Source organism: Comamonas sp. BIGb0152 (assembly GCF_024809975.1).
In the GTDB taxonomy this organism is placed as follows: Bacteria; Pseudomonadota; Gammaproteobacteria; order Burkholderiales; family Burkholderiaceae_C; genus Comamonas.
Window position 1 is genome coordinate 620,449 of the sequence record NZ_JANUDY010000002.1, and the last position, 14,806, is coordinate 635,254.

The 14,806-nt window shown below is 62.9% G+C and carries 13 protein-coding genes; 9 read left to right on the forward strand and 4 right to left on the reverse strand.

Annotated elements, in window-relative coordinates; all coding sequences use genetic code 11:
* Positions 1 to 33: 33 nt before the first annotated feature.
* From M2375_RS06255 to M2375_RS06265, 3 genes are all read left to right on the forward strand, one after another.
* Entirely contained in the window at positions 34 to 732 is a 699-nt protein-coding gene (locus tag M2375_RS06255) for a fumarylacetoacetate hydrolase family protein (RefSeq protein ID WP_259164615.1), read from the forward strand.
* 86 nt (positions 733 to 818) lie between these two features.
* Positions 819 to 1,421 carry an NUDIX hydrolase gene (locus M2375_RS06260; protein ID WP_259164616.1) on the forward strand — a complete coding sequence of 201 codons (603 nt, stop codon included), beginning with the start codon at positions 819 to 821 and terminating at the stop codon, positions 1,419 to 1,421.
* Between the two features lie 14 nt (positions 1,422 to 1,435).
* A complete protein-coding gene (locus tag M2375_RS06265; RefSeq protein ID WP_259164617.1) occupies positions 1,436 to 1,975 on the forward strand; it encodes a hypothetical protein in 540 nt (179 codons plus the stop codon).
* Between the two features lie 109 nt (positions 1,976 to 2,084).
* Here M2375_RS06265 and M2375_RS06270 read toward each other — a convergent pair whose 3' ends face one another.
* The 4 genes from M2375_RS06270 to smc form a co-directional block, all read right to left on the reverse strand.
* A complete protein-coding gene (locus M2375_RS06270) occupies positions 2,085 to 2,861 on the reverse strand; it encodes a hypothetical protein (protein WP_259164618.1) in 777 nt (258 codons plus the stop codon).
* A gap of 158 nt (positions 2,862 to 3,019) precedes the next feature.
* Complete coding sequence (gene ligA, locus M2375_RS06275; protein ID WP_259164619.1) at positions 3,020 to 5,116, reverse strand: NAD-dependent DNA ligase LigA; 2,097 nt, start codon at positions 5,114 to 5,116, stop codon at positions 3,020 to 3,022.
* Positions 5,117 to 5,269: 153 nt separating this feature from the next.
* Entirely contained in the window at positions 5,270 to 6,388 is a 1,119-nt protein-coding gene (locus M2375_RS06280; protein WP_259164620.1) for a cell division protein ZipA C-terminal FtsZ-binding domain-containing protein, read from the reverse strand.
* Positions 6,389 to 6,411: 23 nt separating this feature from the next.
* Positions 6,412 to 9,939, reverse strand: a complete 3,528-nt coding sequence (gene smc / locus M2375_RS06285) for a chromosome segregation protein SMC (protein ID WP_259164621.1) — start codon at positions 9,937 to 9,939, stop codon at positions 6,412 to 6,414.
* A 303-nt stretch (positions 9,940 to 10,242) separates the two neighbouring features.
* Between smc and M2375_RS06290 the strand changes: the two genes are divergently transcribed.
* The 6 genes from M2375_RS06290 to gloA all read left to right on the forward strand — a co-directional run bounded on the left by M2375_RS06290 (position 10,243) and on the right by gloA (position 14,775).
* Positions 10,243 to 11,772, forward strand: a complete 1,530-nt coding sequence (locus tag M2375_RS06290; RefSeq protein WP_259164622.1) for a YdiU family protein — start codon at positions 10,243 to 10,245, stop codon at positions 11,770 to 11,772.
* Positions 11,769 to 12,179 (forward strand): peptide-methionine (R)-S-oxide reductase MsrB, encoded by a 411-nt coding sequence (msrB, locus tag M2375_RS06295; protein WP_259164623.1) that lies wholly within the window; start codon positions 11,769 to 11,771, stop codon positions 12,177 to 12,179. The genes M2375_RS06290 and msrB overlap by 4 nt, the downstream gene beginning before the upstream one ends.
* A 258-nt stretch (positions 12,180 to 12,437) precedes the next feature.
* The gene (locus tag M2375_RS06300; RefSeq protein ID WP_259164624.1) at positions 12,438 to 12,983 is read left to right on the forward strand and encodes a septation protein A; all 546 of its coding nucleotides are present in this window, start codon (positions 12,438 to 12,440) and stop codon (positions 12,981 to 12,983) included.
* An 83-nt stretch (positions 12,984 to 13,066) separates the two neighbouring features.
* Complete coding sequence (locus M2375_RS06305; RefSeq protein ID WP_259164625.1) at positions 13,067 to 13,351, forward strand: BolA family transcriptional regulator; 285 nt, start codon at positions 13,067 to 13,069, stop codon at positions 13,349 to 13,351.
* A gap of 47 nt (positions 13,352 to 13,398) precedes the next feature.
* Positions 13,399 to 14,184 carry a peptidylprolyl isomerase gene (locus M2375_RS06310; RefSeq protein ID WP_259164626.1) on the forward strand — a complete coding sequence of 262 codons (786 nt, stop codon included), beginning with the start codon at positions 13,399 to 13,401 and terminating at the stop codon, positions 14,182 to 14,184.
* 177 nt (positions 14,185 to 14,361) lie between these two features.
* A complete protein-coding gene (gloA, locus tag M2375_RS06315; protein ID WP_259164627.1) occupies positions 14,362 to 14,775 on the forward strand; it encodes a lactoylglutathione lyase in 414 nt (137 codons plus the stop codon).
* The last annotated feature ends 31 nt before the right edge of the window (positions 14,776 to 14,806 follow it).

Sequence of the window (14,806 nt, forward strand, 5' to 3'; positions counted from 1 at the left end):
GGCGGTTTTCTCCGCCTCCAACCAAAGTCCAGCATGAGCCAATACGTCATCCCTCCAGCCTCGCCAACCGGCGTGCCTGTCCTCGGCAGCGACCAGCTGTTCCCCGTGCGCCGCGTCTACTGCGTGGGCCGCAACTACGAAGATCATGCCAAAGAGATGGGCTTTACCGGCCGCGAGGCGCCCTTTTTCTTCATGAAGCCTGCCGATGCGGTTGTGCCCGTGGCTGCTGGCAGCACCGGCCAGATCCCTTACCCGACCCTGACGAGCAACCTGCACCATGAAATCGAGCTGGTAGTGGCCATCGGCAAGGGCGGCAAGAACATCGCGGCTGCCGACGCAGCCGCGCACATCTGGGGCTATGCCGTGGGCCTGGACATGACGCGACGCGACCTGCAAAACGAGATGAAAAAGCAGGGACGCCCCTGGGAAATTGGCAAGGCCTTTGAAGCCAGCGCCCCGATGGCACCTTTGGTGCCTGCCGCCCAGGCCGGTGATATCAACAACGCCGAGATCTGGCTCCAGGTCAACGGCGCCGAACGCCAACACAGCAATGTGCAAAAGCTGATCTGGAACATCGCCGAGACCATCGAAGTGCTCTCGCAAGCCTGGGAGCTGCAAGCGGGCGACCTGATCTTCACCGGCACCCCCGAAGGCGTGGCCGCCGTGGTCAAGGGCGATGTGCTCGAAGGCGGCGTGACCGGACTGCCCCCTTTGAAAATTGCACTGGTGTAATACCACTGCAACGCGCCACCCGCTGCGGTGGCGCTTTTTTTTGACCACGGCCGCCAGCACAGCGTCCATGAAGCACAATAGAACGCATGACTTCTCGCGCCCCCGTTGATTTTTGCCGCCGCTGCGGCAGCAAAGTTGAGCACCGCCTGCCCGATGATGGCGACACCAAGATCCGCGCCATCTGCCCTGCCTGCCACACGGTGCACTACGAGAACCCGCTGAACGTGGTGGGTACCGTCCCCTTCCTAGACGACAAAGTGCTGCTGTGCCTGCGCAATATCGAGCCGCGCAAGGGCTACTGGACCTTGCCTGCCGGCTTTATGGAGTTGGATGAAACCACCGGCCAGGGCGCAGCGCGCGAGACCGATGAGGAAGCCGGCGCCGACATCACGATGGGCCCGCTTTTTTCGCTGGTGAACGTGCCGCATGTCGGCCAGGTGCATCTGTTTTACCTGGCCCAGCTCCAAAGCACCGAATTCAACCCGGGCTGGGAGACCATGGAAGCCAGACTGTTCAGCGAGGCAGAGATCCCCTGGGACGAGATCGCTTTCCGCACGGTCAAAGTCACGCTGGAGCGCTATTTTGAAGACCGCAAGCGCGGTGTGTTTGACATCCATGTCATCGACCTGGAGGCTCCTGCGGGCCCGCTGGTCACGCCCAAGCCTTCTACCGCGCCTACCTCGTCTTGACCGGATCGCTAGCCATGATGAACACTTTCACCACCACCTCCGCCGTTCGCCGTCGCCTGCTCTGCGGCTGGGCGTTGGCCGCCACCGGCAGCCTGCTGCCCGGTTTTGCCCATGCCGCCAAGCTGCAAGACATTGCACTGGCCTTGGTTGAGAAATACAAGCTCGGCCACAGTCTGCCGCAGGTGGGTTTGCAGATTGCAGCCAAATCGCCGGAGTACCAGGCGCTGATCGACAAAATGGGCCAGCAGCAAGCGGGCCAGGCAATGATCACCGCAACCCGCTCCGTGGCCGCCGATTACCAAAAGCGCTGGGACACCCAGCTGGCGACCGCCTATGCGCAAAACTTCAACGAAGCACAGCTGCAATCGCTGCTCAACCAGGGCCCGCAATCGCCCCATGCGCAGCTGATGCAAAGCAAACAGGCTGACATCAACCGGGTCATGCAGCAGTCCAGCTCAGCCCTGCTGCGCGAGATGATGGCCAAGGCCTACACCAAGGCCCAGCAACCGGCAGCGGCACCCAGCCCTGGAGGCCCCAAGAAACAGAAGCCTTGAACCGGTTGAGGCCCAGGCTTGCCTAGGCCTTGGGCCTATTCAGCGCCGGCCCTCCATGAAAAATGCCGTACCCAGCAACAAGCGGGTACGGCATTTTTTGGATGGCTGATCAGCGGCTGTCGCGCTTGGCCTGGGCGGCCCGGGTTTTGGACTGGCCACTGGCCTTGATTTTCTTGTTCACCGGCTGGGCCTTGATGGGATTGCCCCGGCTGGCCGCTGCAGGCTGGCGGGTGGGTACGGCGCCTTGGGCCGCAGCAGCGGCGTTGCCGCCCACCTTGGCAGTGCCAGCAGCGGTTTTGCGCGCTTTGGCCGGTGCAGCAGCGGACGACGCCGCTTTTTTGGCCGGAGCCTTGGCGGCCTTGCTGGCGCCTGCGGCTTTCTTCACTGCGGCAGCTTTTGTCGCGACTGCAGGTGTCGCTTTGCTTGCCGGTTTGGTGGCTGCTTTGCGCGGTGCTGCGGGGGTGGTTTTCTTCGCTGCGGCGGCCGGCTTTTTGGCAGCACTCTTCAGCGCCGCTGTCTTGCTGCCTTTCGCTGCTGCGGGCTTGGCAGCTGCAGGTTTGGCAGCGGCCTTCAGGGCCGCAGCTTGCACCTTGGCCAAGCTCTCCTCAAAACGCCCCAGCACTTCTTGCATGACCTCGGCCTTGGCCTCCGTGCGGCTGTTGTCATTGCCCGATGGCCGACGTGCCGCAGCCGGGCCCTTCTGGGTTTTCACCGTCTGGCGTTGGAAGAGATCACGGTACTTGGCGCGCAAGGTTCGGGCGCGGGTGATCTTGCTGCTGAGCTGGCGCTCCGTCAGATCCTTGATCACAGTCGCACGGCTGGCTTGGAACAGCTCCAACTCTGGCTTGGTCAGCAAGGTCTGAACTTGTCTCAGGGTATAGCTCACGGCATCTCCTCTGCATAAAAAAGCAGGGCTGCAGGATGGCAGCCACTGACTTTTTCATCGTATTGACATCTGCTGCCTACCGATGTCAGAGAAAGCCCCTATCCCTAGCAACCCCTCCTATGCTAAGCAGCCCTGCCGAACCAGCCGATGGCAGCCCATCAAGGCGCACCGTTTTGCAAGAGCCGCAGCATGGCCGCTTCGTCCAAAACGCTCACGCCCAGCTCTTGGGCTTTGGTCAGTTTGCTGCCGGCATCCGCACCGGCCACCAGGTAGTGGGTCTTCTTGCTGACCGAGCCGGAGACCTTGGCGCCGGCGGCTTCGAGCAGGTCCTTGGCCTCATCGCGCCCCATCGTGGGCAAGGTGCCGGTGAGCACCACGGTCATGCCGGCCAGAATCTGCGCGGGCTTTTCTGCGGGCACGGCTTCGTCCCAATGCACACCCGCAGCACGCAGCTGCTCTACCACTTCGCGGTTGTGCGGCTGGGCAAAAAAGGTGTGCAGGCTGTTGGCCACCACCGGCCCTACGTCATTGACTTGCAGCAAGTCCTCGACTGAGGCGTCCATGATGGCGTCGAGCACCCCGAAGTGCTTGGCCAGGTCCTTGGCGGTGGACTCGCCCACATGGCGAATCCCCAAGCCGAACACAAAGCGCGCCAAGCTGGTTTTCTTGGAGGCCTCCAGCGCGGCCAGCACATTCTGGGCAGACTTTTCCGCCATACGCTCCAGACCCGAGAGCGTGGCAATGCCCAGTTTGTAGAGGTCGGGCAGGCTGCGGATCACGCCGCTGTCGACCAACTGATCGACCAGCTTGTCGCCCAGGCCTTCAATATCCAGGGCGCGGCGGTGCGCGTAGTGCAGGATGGCCTCTTTGCGCTGGGCCACGCAAAACAGGCCGCCGGTGCAGCGGTGGTTGGCCTCGCCTTTTTCACGCACCACATCGCTGCCGCAAACCGGGCATTGGCGGGGCATTGAGAAGTTGGGCACATACTGGGCCCGTTCGCCCGGCACCCTGCCCGCAACTTCGGGGATCACATCGCCCGCGCGGCGCACGATGACATCGTCACCGATGCGAACGCCCTTCTTGCGGATGTCGAACACATTGGACAAGGTGGCGTTGGTGACGGTCACGCCGCCCACAAATACCGGCGCGAGCCGTGCCACCGGCGTCAGCTTGCCGGTACGGCCGACTTGCACATCAATGCCCTCGAGCCGGGTGACCATCTCCTGAGCCGGGTACTTGTGGGCCACGGCCCAGCGCGGTTCGCGGCTGACAAAGCCCAGCTCCTGCTGCAGCGCACGGCTGTTGACCTTATAGACCACACCATCGATCTCATAACCCAGGTTGGCACGTTCGGCCCCCATGCGCTGGTGGAAAGCCACCAACTCGGCAGCGCCCTTGGCGACGCAGACCTGGGGCGCCACCGGAAAGCCCCAGGCGCGCAGCTGCATCAGCATGGCGTAGTGGCTGTCCCACTGCACACCGCCCTGGGCCGGCGGCGTGACCTCGCCCACGCCATAGGCAAAAAAGGACAGCGGACGCTGGGCGGTGATGTTCGAGTCGAGCTGGCGCACGGCACCGGCTGCGGCATTGCGTGGGTTGACGAAGGTCTTGCCGCCCGCGGCCTCCTGCTTGCGGTTGAGGGCATCGAAATCATCGCGGCGCATATAGACTTCGCCGCGCACCTCCAGCACCGGCGGCGCGCCTGCATCCTGGCGCAGCTGCAGCGGTATCTGGCGGATGGTGCGGATATTGTGGGTGACGTCCTCGCCGACTTCGCCGTCGCCCCGGGTGGTGGCCTGCACCAGGCGACCACCTTCGTAGCGCAGGTTCATAGCCAGGCCATCGAATTTGGGCTCGGCCACATACTCCACCGCAGGATCGGCGGCATCCAGCCCCAGCTCCTTGCGGATGCGGGCATCAAAAGCCTGCGCACCGCTGGCCTCGTTGTCGGTTTCGGTGCGGATGCTGAGCATGGGCACCGCATGGCGCACCGGGGTCAATCCATCCAGAATGGCGCCGATGACGCGCTGGGTGGGCGAGTCGGGGCTGTGTAGCTCGGGATGGGCTTTCTCCAGCGCTTCGAGCTGCTGGTAGACCCGGTCATACTCGCCATCGGGCACCGAAGGCGCATCCTGCACATAGTATTCATGCGCCCACTGCAGCAGCTGCGCGCGCAGGGCCTGCACTTGGGCAGCGGCGTCTTGGGGGGCATCGCCAGCAGCGGGCGACGCGAAAAGATCAATATTCTCAGCCATGCGGCTTGACTCCGAAAATCTGGCAAAGCGCGGGGCTCTGCGGGCTCTGATGCCTGCGACTATACGGCCAAAGCCGCAGCGTCTGGGCTTATAAAGCGGCGGGCATAAAGCAAAAAAGGCTGCGCAAGCAGCCTTGGGGGAAACGGCACAGGCTTAGCTGAACAAACGCCGGGCGGCCAGCGAGCCTGCGGCCAGATCGCGCTGCTCCAGCTGGTCGTACAAGTTCTCCAGATCCTGGGCAATGGGGTCGACCACCATGATCGGCAAGGGCGTGCCATTTTGGTCGCAGATGACACCGTCCATCTCGGCGCACAGCGCCTCGGCAGCGGTACGCATCTTGTCAAACGGCTTTTCGCTGCGGGCGACATGGGGCACATCCAGGCTCAGCAGCACATCGCGCAAGGCGCTGGCTTCTGGGTCGTCGGCCAGGGCGGCTTGGGCATCATAGGTCAGCGCCAAAATGGCCGGCATCTGCTCGATGCCCGAAGGCATCACCATGCGGCCGGGCCCAGCGGGCACAAAGCCATGCTTGGCTGCCACCTGGGCCACATAACCGGGGCTCCAGGAAGCGCGCTTGGCACGCAGCATAAAGGCCAGTTGGGCATCATGCTCGCTGGCAAAGGCATCGAGCTCGCGTGCGCGGGCCACCTCCTGCAGCATATCGGGCGCGTCATGCGCCGCGCCAATGCTGTCGGCAAACTGCTGGACCTTGGTCACGAACTCGGAAAACTCGATCTCGTTCATTGGGCCGTGGCGGTTGGCCAGCTGCACGCCAGCCTGGAAGGCGGTATAGCGGGCACCGGCGCGGGGCAGCTCCCAGGTCTGGCTGCTGTCGTTCAGGCCCTCAATGTTGAAAGCCTTGTTGCCGGCGCGAAAACTGCTGGGCATGGCGGCAATCGCGGCATTGCCCGAGACGATGCCATCGGTGTGGATGGGCGCAATCGCATCGGTCAGTGGGTCAAGGATTTGCTGGCGATCGCCCAGGTAGGTGCCGGGGTTGCCGCTGCGCGCCGTGGCGCCTGCTGCAAAGGCATCGCCACTGCCATGACCGCCCAATTGGGCATCAAAAACCGGGTCGCCGGTGGCGGACGACGCAGCGCGGCCGTCAAAGCCGGGTTCGTAGCGCATCTCAGAGGATTCACCCGACTGGCCGGGCTCTTCGGGTCGGGGTTTTTTGGGCTCGTTGCGGCGCGCCGACCAGGTGTTGTAGGCGATGTACAAAACCAGAATGACACCAAAGGTGATCACCAACGCCAGTTGAAAATTACTCATACGACTTCGTTTTTAAAAATCTATCACGCCGAATCCGCCATCGACAAGGCGGATTCCATATCCACAGCCACAATGCGCGAGACGCCCTGCTCCTGCATTGTCACACCAATCAGTTGCTGGGCGATCTCCATGGCGATCTTGTTGTGGCTGATGAAGAGAAACTGTGTGCTGCGGCTCATCGAGGCCACCAGCTTGGCATAGCGCTCCGTGTTGGCATCGTCCAGCGGTGCATCCACCTCGTCGAGCAAACAGAACGGCGCCGGGTTGAGCTGGAAGATCGCAAACACCAGCGCAATCGCGGTCAGCGCTTTCTCACCGCCCGAGAGCAAATGGATGGTCTGGTTCTTCTTGCCAGGCGGCTGGGCCATCACCTGCACACCCGAGTCCAGAATCTCGTCGCCGGTGATGATCAGCTTGGCCTGGCCCCCACCAAACAGTTCGGGGAACATGCGCCCAAAATGGGTGTTGACGGTATCGAAGGTGCCCGAGAGCAACTGCCGGGTTTCGGCATCGATCTTCTTGATCGCGTCCTCCAAGGTGGTCATGGCCTGGGTCAGGTCATCCATCTGCGAGTCCAGGAAGGTCTTGCGCTCGCGGGCATGGTTCAGCTCATCGAGCGCGGCCAGGTTGACGGCGCCCAGCGCGTCAATCTCGCGGTGCAGGCGGTCGATCTCGCTTTGCAGGCCCGTCAGCCGCACCTGGCCATCCTTGACCGAAGCGGCAATGGCGTCCAGATCGGCCTGCGCCTCTTCCAGCAAGGTGGTGTACTGCTCCAGCCCCAGCTGGGCCGCTTGCTCCTTGAGCTTGAAATCGGTGATCCGGTCGCGCAGCGGCTGCAGCTCGCGCTCAAACTGCTGGCGGCGCTCATCGCTGCTGCGCAGACGGGCTGTCAGATCGTCGTATTCGCTGCGGCGCGCGGCCAGGTCTTTCTCGCGCTCCATCTTCAGGTTCAGCGCATCTTGCAAGCCACCTTGCGCAGCGGCGTCGTTGAGGCGCTTTTGCTCTTCTTGCGCGCGCAGCTGCTCATCGCCCAGGGCCTTGGCCTGCTGCAACGCGGTCTCCATGGTGCGGTTGAGCTCAGCACGACGCGCCTCCATGCTGCGCTGGCCAAATACCGCTTCCTGCGACTGGCGCTCCAGCGCACGCAGTTGCTCGCGGGCGTTGGCCAGTTTGCGCTCGGCGTCATACACCTTCTCGTCGAACTGGGCATGCTGCTCCTGGCTGTCGGCCAGTTGCATGTCCAGCTCTTCAAAACGGGCCTCGGCCGCAATGCGCCGCTCCTGGATCTCTTCGAGCTGCTGCACCACCTCGCCCAGGTCGGAATCAATTTGCGCCGTGCGGGCCCGGGCCTGTTCGGCCAGCTGGGTGAGCCGCAAAGTCTCGACCTGCAGCTCATGGGCGCGGTTGCGGGTTTGTGCGGCCTCGGCGCGCACGGCGACCAGGCGCTGCGAGGCATCGGCGTAGGCGCTCTCGGCGCGTACCAAGGCATTGCGCGCCTCTTCACCAATCAGCGACTGGGCACGCAGTTCCTTTTCCAGGTGCTCGATTTCCTGTGCCCGGGCCAGCATGCCCGATTGCTCGGAATCCTGGGCATAAAAGCTGACGCTGTGCAGGCTGACGGAGTGGCCCGTGGGCACAAAAATGGCTTCACCGGGCTGCAGGCGGCTGCGCTGGGCCAGCGCCTCATCCAGGCTGGGGCAGGTGTAGCAGCCGCAAAGCCAGTCGACCAGCACCGCGCGCAGGCCTGCATCGTGCACACGCAGCAAATCCGAGAGCTGCGCCATCTGGCCAGCAGGGGCAGTACCAGGCGCTTGGGGCACGCTGTAGAAAGCCAGGCGGGCAGGCGGTGCATCCTGGGCGCCGGCGCCCAAAAAGCCGCGCACCATGTCCAGGCGGCTGACTTCCAATGCCGCCAGGCGCTCACGCAAAGCGGCTTCCAGCGCGTTTTCCCAGCCGGATTCCACCTGAATACGGCTCCACAAACCTTGCAGGCCATCGAGCCCATGCTTGGCCAGCCAGGGCTGGAGCTTGCCGTCGGTTTTGACCTTTTCCTGCAGCGCCTTGAGCGCCTCCAGCCGTGCGGCCAGCTCGGCCTGCTTGGCGCCTTCCTGGTTGACTTGCTGCTGCTTGCTGCGCCGGGTGTCATCGAGCTGCGGCACGCTGTCTTGCAGCTCCATCAAGCGCGCTTCGGCAATTTCGGCGGCCTCGGCGGCTTCCTCGTTTTGCTGCTGCAGATTGAGCAAACGGGTTTCGTCGGGGGCGGCCATGGCATTGCGGTCACCGCGCAAACGCTCGCTGCGCACTTCCAGGCCCCGGCTTTGCTCGTTCAAGCTGCGCTGCTCTGCGGCCAGCACCTGGATCTGCTGCTGCACCTGGGTGACGGAGCTGCGCTGCTCATTAGCGCGCTGCTGGGCCTGGCGCAGTGCCTCTTCCATATCGGGCAGCTGCAGGTTTTGCTCTTCGAGCTGGGCGGCCAGTGTCTCGGCGCGCTCTTCGGCGTCCATGCCCTGGCCAGCGAGATTTTCCAGCTCGCCCTCGGATTCGTCTTTGCGGATGGTCCACTGCGCGATCTGCTCAGCCAGTTGCACCAGGCGGTTTTCGACGCGCTGGCGGCCTTCGACGACATAGCGGATCTCGGCTTCAAGCCGGCCGACTTCGGCGGTGGCCTCGTAGAGCTTGCCCTGTGCCTGGTTGACGATATCGCCCGCTGCATAGTGCGACTGGCGAATGGTCTCCAGATCGGCTTCGACGTGGCGCAGATCGGCCAGGCGCGACTCCAGGTCGTTCACGGCCTTGAGGCCATCGATGCGCACCTTTTCCTGCTCTTGCTCGGCGTCGCTGCGCTTCAAGAACCACAGCTGGTGCTGCTTCAAGGTGGCGCTGGCGTTGAGCGCGTTGTACTTGGCGGCCACCTCCGCCTGCTTTTCCAGCTTGTCGAGGTTGGCATTCAACTCGCGCAAGATGTCTTCGACCCGGGTCAGGTTCTCGCGCGTGTCGTTGAGGCGGTTTTCGGTCTCGCGGCGGCGCTCCTTGTACTTGGAGACGCCGGCGGCCTCTTCCAGGAACAGGCGCAGCTCTTCGGGGCGCGACTCGATGATGCGGCTGATGGTGCCCTGGCCGATGATGGCGTAGGCACGCGGGCCCAGGCCTGTGCCCAGAAACACGTCCTGCACATCGCGCCGGCGCACCGGCAGGTTGTTGATGAAGTAGCTGCTGCTGCCGTCGCGCGTGAGCACGCGCTTGACGGCAATCTCGGTGTACTGGCTCCACTGGCCGCCAGCGCGGTGGTCGCTGTTGTCAAACACCAGCTCCACACTGGAGCGGCTGGCCGGCTTGCGGTGGGTGGTGCCGTTGAAGATGACGTCCTGCATGGACTCGCCACGCAGCTCGCTGGCCTTGGACTCGCCCAGCACCCAGCGCACCGCATCCATGATGTTGGACTTGCCGCAGCCATTGGGACCAACCACGCCAACCAGCTGACCTGGAAGCATGAAGTTGGTGGGCTCCGCAAAGGACTTGAAGCCAGCAAGCTTGATGGAATTGAGGCGCACGGTGCTCGTTTTCTCTTGGGTGGGCCGCTATGCCTTGCCTGGCGGTATCACCGTCGGGGCAGGCCGCAGCCAGCGGCAAACCCCGGTATCCGCGCAGCTGCCAGCGGCTTTGTGATGTCTTCTATTGAACAAAGCGGTAGAACTCAGGCCGACATAATAACGTGCCCTCCCGGCCCACCACCGACAAAAGCGCCGGCCATTGCGGTTATGGGCCCAGAGCAGGGTCAAATAATGTTGCGGCGCGGCAGCGGCGGTATAGACACAACCCCACCTGGGAAAAGCCGGTAGGCAGACAATCTCTGCATGGATTCCAGCCTGTCATCCCCCCCCGCCCCCTCTTCGGCCAAGGCTGCGCTGCAGCCAGGCAGCCAATGGCACAACGGCTTTGCCAGCCTGCCGCCCGTCTTCTACACCCGTCTGCAACCCACGCCCATGCCGGAGTTGGCCATGCAGGCAGGCAATGATGCGCTGGCCCAGGACATGGGCCTGCGCCCCGACTGGCTGGCGAGCAGCGAAGCCACGCAGGTGCTGGGCGGCAATGCGCTGCTGCCAGGCATGGACGCGCTGGCCAGCGTCTACAGCGGCCACCAGTTTGGCCACTGGGCCGGCCAGTTAGGCGATGGCCGGGCCATCTTGCTGGGCGAGGTCAGTGCCGATGCAGCCGCCCAGGGCCAGGAGCTGCAGCTCAAAGGCGCGGGCAAAACGCCCTATTCCCGCATGGGCGATGGCCGCGCAGTGTTGCGCTCTTCCATCCGCGAGTACCTGTGCAGCGAAGCCATGCATGGCCTGGGCGTGCCCACCACGCGCGCGCTGTCTCTGGTCACCTCCCCCCAGCCTATTTACCGCGAGACGGTAGAGACGGCGGCCGTGGTGGCCCGCGTGGCGCCCAGCTTTGTGCGTTTTGGGCATTTTGAGCATTTCGCAGCCAGGGATGACATCGGCAGCCTGCGCCGCCTGGCCGACTATGTGGCCGAGCGCTACCTCCCGCAAGCGGCCGCGCATGCCAGCGGTTCGGCACAGCGCTATGCCGCGCTGCTGGGTGAAGTGGCGGAGCGCACGGCGCGCATGATTGCGCTGTGGCAAGCGCATGGCTTTTGCCATGGCGTGATGAACACCGACAACATGAGCATTCTGGGCCTGACCATTGACTACGGCCCCTTCCAGTTCCTGGACCACTACGACGCCAACCATATCTGCAACCACAGCGATACCGGCGGCCGCTACGCCTTTGCGCGCCAACCGCAAGTGGCTTACTGGAACCTGTTTTGCCTGGGCCAGGCGCTGCTACCGCTGATCGAAGACGAAGCGACCACCTTGGCGGCTTTGGAGCGCTACAAGACCGCGCTGGAGCCGGCCATGCAGCGCGCGCTGGGCGCCAAGCTGGGGCTGGACCCTGCCCGCAGCACCGCGCCCGAGGCGGTGGCCGCTGTGGTCAACCCCTTGCTGGCGCTGATGCAGCAGCACCGCACGGACTACAGCCTGTTCTGGCGTGCGCTTTCCCAAGCGGTGGCCGATGACAGCCTGCCTGCGCTGGCGCATTGGTTCCATGGCGACGCTGGCTTTGAAACCTGGCGCGCGCAGTACCAAGCGCTGCTGCAGCCCGGCGATGCAGCCGCCACCGCCGCGCGCATGTTTGCCGCCAATCCGCGCTATGTGCTGCGCAACCATCTGGGCCAGGAGGCCATTACTGCGGCGCAGCAGGGCAATTGGACACCGTTTCAGCGCTTGCAAACCGTGCTGGCAACACCATATGCAGAGCATCCCGGCTGCGAAGACCTGGCCGCCCTCCCGCCCGACTGGGCGCAACACATTGAAATCAGCTGTTCATCATGAGCTTTCCCGTTCAAAAATCGGATGCCCAATGGCAGGCCGAACTCGCATCCAAGCAAGCCGAATCGGTGGCTTTCCAGGTCACCCGCCATGCGGCTACCGAGCGCCCCTTTACCGGCAAGTACGAGGCGCACTGGGCCGATGGCAGCTACCACTGCATCTGCTGCGGCGCCAAGCTGTTTGACAGCGATACCAAGTTCGATGCCGGTTGCGGCTGGCCCAGCTTCTCCGAAGCCATCCCCGGCGCGATCCAGGAAAATGTGGACCGCAGCCATGGCATGGTGCGGGTGGAGACGGTCTGCGCCCAGTGTGGCGCCCACCTGGGCCATGTGTTTCCCGATGGCCCCCAGCCCACGGGCCTGCGCTACTGCATGAACTCGGCCGCGCTGGACTTTGAAAAGCCGGAATAAGACCGGGGCACACCTGGCGCCGATGGCTCTGTGTGACGCCGTGTGGAACTTTGGCAGCGGCTGGTGCTCTGACACCCCGGCAAACCGGGGCGGAAGCTTCAGCCCGGCTTAAGCTGGCGCCAAAATAGCTCGCGTATCATTGGCAACTTGCCTGCAGACGCCCTACTCAACGAAACACAAGCACCCAAAGCCCTGCTTTCTTGTCCGCACAGCGCGCCTGCTTTTTAGCCGCGCCACGCACAGCCCGCATCGCCTGATATGAAATTTTTGATTGATTTTTTCCCCATCCTGCTGTTTTTCGCGGCATTCAAGGTCTGGGGCGTGTTCGTGGCCACCGGGGTCGCCATTGCTGCGACCATTGCCCAGATCGCTTACCTGCGTTTCAAAGTCGGCAAGGTCGAGCCCATGCAGTGGATCAGCCTGGGCGTGATCGTGGTGTTTGGTGGCGCCACCCTGCTCTTTCACGATGAGTCCTTTATCAAGTGGAAACCCACGGTGCTGTATTGGGTGATGGCGGTGGTTTTGTTGGGCGGTCAGTGGCTTTTCAATAAAAACCTGATGCAAAAGCTGATGTCGTCGCAGGTGCAGCTGCCACAAGCAGTCTGGAACACCGTGAACTACAGCTGGGCGCTCTTTTTCACGATCATGGGCATTGTCAATATCTGGGTGGCCTACAAGTACGACCTGGATACCTGGGTCACTTTCAAGATGTTCGGCGGCCTGGGCCTGATGCTGGTGTTTGTCATCGGCCAGGCCATGTACCTCAGCCGCCATATCCAGCAAAGCCCCGAAGACCAACCCTGAAGCCCGGATGGCCTGGCGTGCAGCGATCCTGCTGCACCCCTGCAAGGCCCTACCCCGCCAGCGCTACTTTCTCCTTATCTCTTATGCACCCCCAGGACATTACCGCCGCCGCCATTGAGGCTGCGCTGCGCGACAAGCTCTCGCCCACCCAACTGGAAGTGATCGATGAAAGCGGCCTGCACGCGGGCCATGTAGGCGCGAACGGCACCGGTTTTGGCACCCATTTTCGGCTGCGCATCGCTTCACCCTTATTTACCGGCACATCACGCATTGGCCAGCATCGCCTTGTGTATGATGCGCTCCAAGCATTCATTGACGCGGGTTTACATGCCCTTGCCATTGAAGTCCTCAATACGCCAAAACAATGAAATCACTGGTGTATATTTCCTTTACAGATAAACGATTTGGATTTCGCATGAAAAAACAGCTCTTGTCCGGTCTGGTTGCAGCTGCGCTGCTTGGCTCAGCTGCGCTGCCCGCAGTGGCCCAGAACATTGGCATCGTCAATGGCAAGCCCGTGCCTTCGTCGCTGCTGCAGACCTTCAAGGAACAAATGGAGCGCAGCGGTCGCCCTGTGAGCGCCGATCAAGAAGGCCAGATCAAGGAAGCCATCATTGAGCGTGAAATCTACGCCCAGGCCGCCAAGGCCCAGGGCCTGGATGCAACCGACTCCTTCAAGGGCCAAGTCGAGCTGGCGCGCCAAGGCATCCTGACCCAGGAGCTGTTTGCCGCCTATGAAAAGGCCCACCCCATCTCTGACGCCGCTGCCAAGGCGGAGTACGACAAGTTTGTCGCGACCAACAAGGGCAAGGAATACCATACCTTCCACATCTTGGTGGACAGCGAAGACAAGGCCAAGGCCCTGATCGCCCAAATCAAGAAGGGTGCCAAGTTCGAAGACCTGGCCAAGAAGGAATCCAAGGATCCAGGATCGGGCCAGCGCGGTGGCGATCTGGACTGGGGCAACGCAGCCAACTACGTGCCTGAGTTCTCCGAAGCCATGACCAAGCTGAAGAAGGGCCAGATGACGGACACCCCCGTCAAGACCCAGTTCGGCTACCACATCATCCGCGTGGACGATGTGCGCGAAGCACAGCTGCCCAAGTTCGAGGAAGTCAAGCCCCAGATCGAGCAGCAACTGCGCCAGCAACAAATCCAGAAGTACCAGCAAGAGCTGCGTGAAAAGGCCAAGGTCGAGTAATTCTCGCCACCTCGTTTGTACTTGCAACCCCTGCCCCGTGCAGGGGTTGTGCTTTGTGGGCTGCAGCCCGCCACTGTGCGGCGCTACACTCGGATGGCTCTGGCTGGCCCCTGAAGGTCGGCCTTCTTCCTTGCGGCAGCCCTGCGCTGCCGCTGCCTTTACAAGAAAGAAAACCCCATGCGTCTTTTGCACACCATGCTGCGCGTTGGCAACCTCCAGCGCTCCATCGATTTCTACACCCAGGTGCTGGGCATGCGCCTGCTGCGCACCTCGGAAAACCCCGAGTACAAGTATTCGCTGGCTTTTGTGGGCTATGAAGACGGCAACCCCGGCCAGGCTGAGATCGAGCTGACCTACAACTGGGGCACTGAGAGCTACGACATGGGCAACGCCTATGGCCATATCGCCCTGGGCGTGCCCGATGCCTATGCCGCTTGCGAGAAGATCAAGGCCAATGGCGGCAATGTCACCCGCGAGGCCGGCCCCGTCAAAGGCGGCACCACCGTGATCGCCTTTGTGACGGACCCCGATGGTTACAAGATTGAATTGATCCAGCGCGCAGAAAGCGGCACGGGTGGCGGTTTGCGCTAAGCCCCTGAGCGCCGGTTTTCAGCACCCAAGC

Coding starts and splice junctions, on each gene's coding strand:
- M2375_RS06255 (WP_259164615.1), top strand. CDS start 34: ATGAGCCAATACGTCATCCCTCCAGCCTCGCCAACCGGCGTGCCTGTC.
- M2375_RS06260 (WP_259164616.1), top strand. CDS start 819: ATGACTTCTCGCGCCCCCGTTGATTTTTGCCGCCGCTGCGGCAGCAAA.
- M2375_RS06265 (WP_259164617.1), top strand. CDS start 1,436: ATGATGAACACTTTCACCACCACCTCCGCCGTTCGCCGTCGCCTGCTC.
- ligA (WP_259164619.1), bottom strand. CDS start 5,116: ATGGCTGAGAATATTGATCTTTTCGCGTCGCCCGCTGCTGGCGATGCC.
- M2375_RS06280 (WP_259164620.1), bottom strand. CDS start 6,388: ATGAGTAATTTTCAACTGGCGTTGGTGATCACCTTTGGTGTCATTCTG.
- M2375_RS06290 (WP_259164622.1), top strand. CDS start 10,243: ATGGATTCCAGCCTGTCATCCCCCCCCGCCCCCTCTTCGGCCAAGGCT.
- msrB (WP_259164623.1), top strand. CDS start 11,769: ATGAGCTTTCCCGTTCAAAAATCGGATGCCCAATGGCAGGCCGAACTC.
- M2375_RS06300 (WP_259164624.1), top strand. CDS start 12,438: ATGAAATTTTTGATTGATTTTTTCCCCATCCTGCTGTTTTTCGCGGCA.
- M2375_RS06305 (WP_259164625.1), top strand. CDS start 13,067: ATGCACCCCCAGGACATTACCGCCGCCGCCATTGAGGCTGCGCTGCGC.
- M2375_RS06310 (WP_259164626.1), top strand. CDS start 13,399: ATGAAAAAACAGCTCTTGTCCGGTCTGGTTGCAGCTGCGCTGCTTGGC.
- gloA (WP_259164627.1), top strand. CDS start 14,362: ATGCGTCTTTTGCACACCATGCTGCGCGTTGGCAACCTCCAGCGCTCC.